At 39.5% G+C, this 3727-nt stretch carries 3 protein-coding genes and 2 pseudogenes; 2 read left to right on the forward strand and 3 right to left on the reverse strand.

Features of this window, described 5'->3' with window-relative positions; all coding sequences use genetic code 11:
* Together Q0L68_RS17795 and Q0L68_RS17800 are read left to right on the forward strand one after the other, a co-directional pair.
* Positions 1-200, forward strand: a pseudogene (locus Q0L68_RS17795) (methylmalonyl-CoA mutase); the annotation flags it as partial.
* A gap of 34 nt (positions 201-234) precedes the next feature.
* The gene (locus tag Q0L68_RS17800; RefSeq protein WP_296705610.1) at positions 235-1587 is read left to right on the forward strand and encodes an AGE family epimerase/isomerase; all 1353 of its coding nucleotides are present in this window, start codon (positions 235-237) and stop codon (positions 1585-1587) included.
* A 19-nt stretch (positions 1588-1606) separates the two neighbouring features.
* On the opposite strand, the gene Q0L68_RS17805 is transcribed toward Q0L68_RS17800, so the two are convergent.
* The 3 genes and pseudogenes from Q0L68_RS17805 to Q0L68_RS17815 form a co-directional block, all read right to left on the reverse strand.
* Complete coding sequence (locus Q0L68_RS17805) at positions 1607-1930, reverse strand: hypothetical protein (protein ID WP_296705611.1); 324 nt, start codon at positions 1928-1930, stop codon at positions 1607-1609.
* Complete coding sequence (locus tag Q0L68_RS17810; protein ID WP_296705612.1) at positions 1920-3266, reverse strand: acyclic terpene utilization AtuA family protein; 1347 nt, start codon at positions 3264-3266, stop codon at positions 1920-1922. The genes Q0L68_RS17805 and Q0L68_RS17810 overlap by 11 nt, the downstream gene beginning before the upstream one ends.
* 4 nt (positions 3267-3270) lie before the next feature.
* A pseudogene (locus Q0L68_RS17815) lies at positions 3271-3727 on the reverse strand (citrate transporter); the annotation flags it as partial.

Raw genomic sequence — 3727 nt, forward strand, 5'->3', positions numbered from 1 at the left:
GTCATAAAACACTGGTTCCCCAGCTCATTCAGGCTTTAAAAGATTTAGGAAGGCCAGATATTATGGTGGTAGCAGGAGGAGTCATTCCTGCGAAAGATTATGATTTTCTATTTAAAGCAGGGGTGACTGCAGTATTCGGACCCGGAACTGTATTATCTGAGGCAGCAATAAAGATCCTGGAAAAGCTGATAGAAACATAAATAATATTTCTATTCATCCTTATTTAATTAAGCTATGAAGGATTCTTTATACCTTTTTTTAGTAGTCTTACTGACTTTTATTTCCTGTTCGGGAAAAGATGAAAATCTGGATCCGAGAACAATTCTAGCTGAAGAGATGGAGCAGCATCTCAAGTCAGAGGTTTTGGATAAATGGTATCCACAATCCATGGATACAGTTGATGGAGGATTTCTGAGTAATTTCTCGTATGACTTTAAACCTAGGGAAAATCAGGAGAAAATGATTGTGACACAGTCCAGGCATGTCTGGACTAATTCCAAAGCCTCACAAAAGTATCCTGAAGTAGAGTACTTTAAACAAGGTGCAACCCATGGATTCGAGTTTTTAAGAGATAAAATGTGGGATTATGAAAATGGTGGATTTCATTGGCTTGTAAACAAACAGGGACAACAAATAGGCAATCCAATGAAAACTGCTTACGGAAATGCCTTTGGGATCTTCGCATTAGCTGCATATTTTCAATCTTCTGGAGACCCAGCAGTACTTTCATTTGCGAAAGATGCTTTTCATTGGTTGGATAAACATGCACATGATTCTATCAATGGCGGATATTATCAGCATCTTGATCCAGATGGAACTCCAATTTCCCGCCCGGATGATACGCCCTCCACTTCAGACTTAGGTTATAAGGATCAAAATAGCTCGATCCATATTTTGGAAGCATTTACTGAGTTGTATCATGTTTGGCCTGATCCAATTTTAAAAGATCGATTGGAAGAAATGCTTTTGCTTATTCGAGATCAGATCGTAACCGAGCGAGGTTATCTAACACTCTTTTTGTATTCAGATTGGAATCCTGTATCGTATAGAGATTCTACCGATGAAGTGATATTGGAGCATCATAATTTGGACCATGTATCTTTTGGACACGATGTTGAAACAGGCTTTTTAATGATTGAAGCTTCGGAAGCCTTAGGTTGGGAAAATGATGAGAAAACTCATGCTATCGCAAAGAAAATGATTGATCATGCCTTGGAAAATGGCTGGGATGAGTCCGTGGGAGGATTTTATGATGAAGGTTATTATTTTCAAGATGGGTTTCGAATTACGCATGACACTAAAAATTGGTGGGCACAGGCAGAAGGGATGAATGCCTTATTATTGATGGCAGAATTGTACCCAGAGGATGTTCATAACTATTATGAGAAGTTTTTGAAACTCTGGAATTATACGGATACTTATTTGATTGATCATGAAAATGGAGACTGGTATTCAGGGGGTCTGGATAAACAACCTGAGTTGAAATCTGTCGGGAAAGGAAATATCTGGAAAGGGATCTACCACCATTACCGATCACTCGATCATTGTATAAACAGGCTTAGAGAAATGGCTGAGAAAAGCCATTAGGTATTTTCACTATTCGCACTCAGGCCAAGCTCTTAATTTCTATTTCCATTTCCAACAATGCATAACTCAATGATTTCCCATGGGCATCCATTGCTATGGATGTTGTGACACCCGTTCCTAAAGCCTCTTCGCAGGTAAATTGTAAGGCTTTTAGTTCGGGTAAAGAGAATCTTTTGACTTCTCCTTTCAATTGATGAGATAAAAACTCCTTAACCTTTTTAGCCGTCACTTGATCTTCAATTGCAGAAAAATGCTCCTCCTCAAAAGGGATTACAGAAAGTAGAAGGGTATTTCCTTTGTCACCGGCTCTTCCATGGGCGATTTTTGAGAGTTTAACCTTCATGTGATGTTGGGTTTGAGTTCAAGAGTGTCAAAAGCGGTTTTATTTTCTTTCTATCCATTAAAATAGAAACTACCCCTACCAGTTCAGTGATGTTTTTTCTGGCTCCACCACCCCCTGCAGGACCGTTGGTATATAAAGCTTCCACTTCTTCTCCTATTAGAGCTGCTTTGCTTTGGTCAAATGTTTTTCCAGCCACTCTGAGCCGGACTTCATACGGATTTGATGATTGAGAAAGCGCCAGGCCATGTAGGGAACTCATGCCAATATAATCAACCCGAAATTCATCAAATAAACTCTTTATTCTCTTTTCGATAATTTCACCTGCTGAGAAAGCACGTTCTTTGGCATGAGACCCAGCATAGGAAATTTCCCCTTCCCCTAAAAAACCAGCTTCATATCCCACACTGACTTTTAGAGTATCAGGAGCTTTTTGACCGGTACCACCATTTACGGTTATTTCGTTTTTATCTGATTCTAAAATCCTCACTTTTGAAAAATCAGCCACTACATCTGGAGTGAAATATCCATTTGGATTAATGACCTCATAGAGCAGTTGTTCTTTTGCAGTTTGTTTGGAAATAATACCTCCGGTACCTTTTACTTTGGTGATTTTAGCAGATCCGGTTCTGCTAACTTCGACGATTGGATGCCCAAGTTTATCCATATCTGGTACTGGTTTCGTGACCGGATCTGCAAAATACCCTCCGGTTATTTGTCCTGCACATTCCATCAGATGCCCGATGACAGTGCCCTGTCCCATCAAATCAGAATCTTCAGTATTCCATTCAAATTCATGGACCAAAGGAGCAAGAAACAAAGATGGATCTGCTACTCTTCCAGTGATGATAATTGACGCGTTGGTCTGAAGTGCAGGTAAAATGGCGTCAATTCCTAAGTATGCATTAGCAGAAATTAAATTTCCATAGGTGCTAATAGGTCTTCCGGATTCCAATGCTTTTTCATCTTGGCTAATCAGCTCAAAAACATCATCTCCATGAACTACTGCAACGCTGATATTAATCCCTTGCAACCGAGCAATTTCCAGAATTTTTTTTCCTCCTGCTAATGGGTTAGCAGCCCCCATGTTTGTAATTAATCTGATATTTTTTTGTGCTAGAATCGGTAAAAGGCCTTCAATCCTTCTTTCCAAAAGTGGATCATAGCCAAGGTTTGGGTCTTTTTTCTTTCGTTTTTGAGCTAATGAAACTGTTCTTTCGGCAAGGCATTCTAATACTAAATAATCCAGATTTCCTTCCTCTGCCAACAGAATGGCAGGTTCTAATCGATCTCCTGAAAAGCCTGCACCACAACCGATTCTTACAACTTCTTTTTTCATGATTTTAAATAGAGATTGCTCCAATAAGTATTGCCACAAATACCATAATAAGAGTAATTAAAAATGCCCACGGAATCGTTTTTTTCTGATGTTCTCCCAGTTCCACTCCTGCTAATCCTATTAATAAGAATGTGGAACCAGTCAATGGACTTACCGCAAATCCAGTCGTCATCTGTCCTAAAATAGCAGCTCTTCCGACCTCCAATCCAGAGGCTTGAAAATATTCAGCGCTGGTAGATAGTAATGGTAGAATTCCGAAATAAAAGGAATCAGGATCGAACAATAAACTTGCAGGCATTGCAAAAACACCTGTTATAAGTGGAATCTGTTTGCCTACCTGTTCCGGTATTAAATTCACAACTTCTCCAGCCATTGCCTCAGTCATACCAGTTCCTTTTAAAATACCTGTAAAACACCCTGCGGCAAATAAGATACTAGCCATCAACATCGCTTCTTTGGCA

Source organism: Algoriphagus sp., assembly GCF_024642405.1.
Classification (GTDB): domain Bacteria; phylum Bacteroidota; class Bacteroidia; order Cytophagales; family Cyclobacteriaceae; genus Algoriphagus.

Bases quoted from the DNA above. Each gene is read 5' to 3' on its own strand.
- Q0L68_RS17800 (WP_296705610.1), top strand. From the start codon at position 235: ATGAAGGATTCTTTATACCTTTTTTTAGTAGTCTTACTGACTTTTATT.
- Q0L68_RS17810 (WP_296705612.1), bottom strand. From the start codon at position 3,266: ATGAAAAAAGAAGTTGTAAGAATCGGTTGTGGTGCAGGCTTTTCAGGA.
- Q0L68_RS17805 (WP_296705611.1), bottom strand. From the start codon at position 1,930: ATGAAGGTTAAACTCTCAAAAATCGCCCATGGAAGAGCCGGTGACAAA.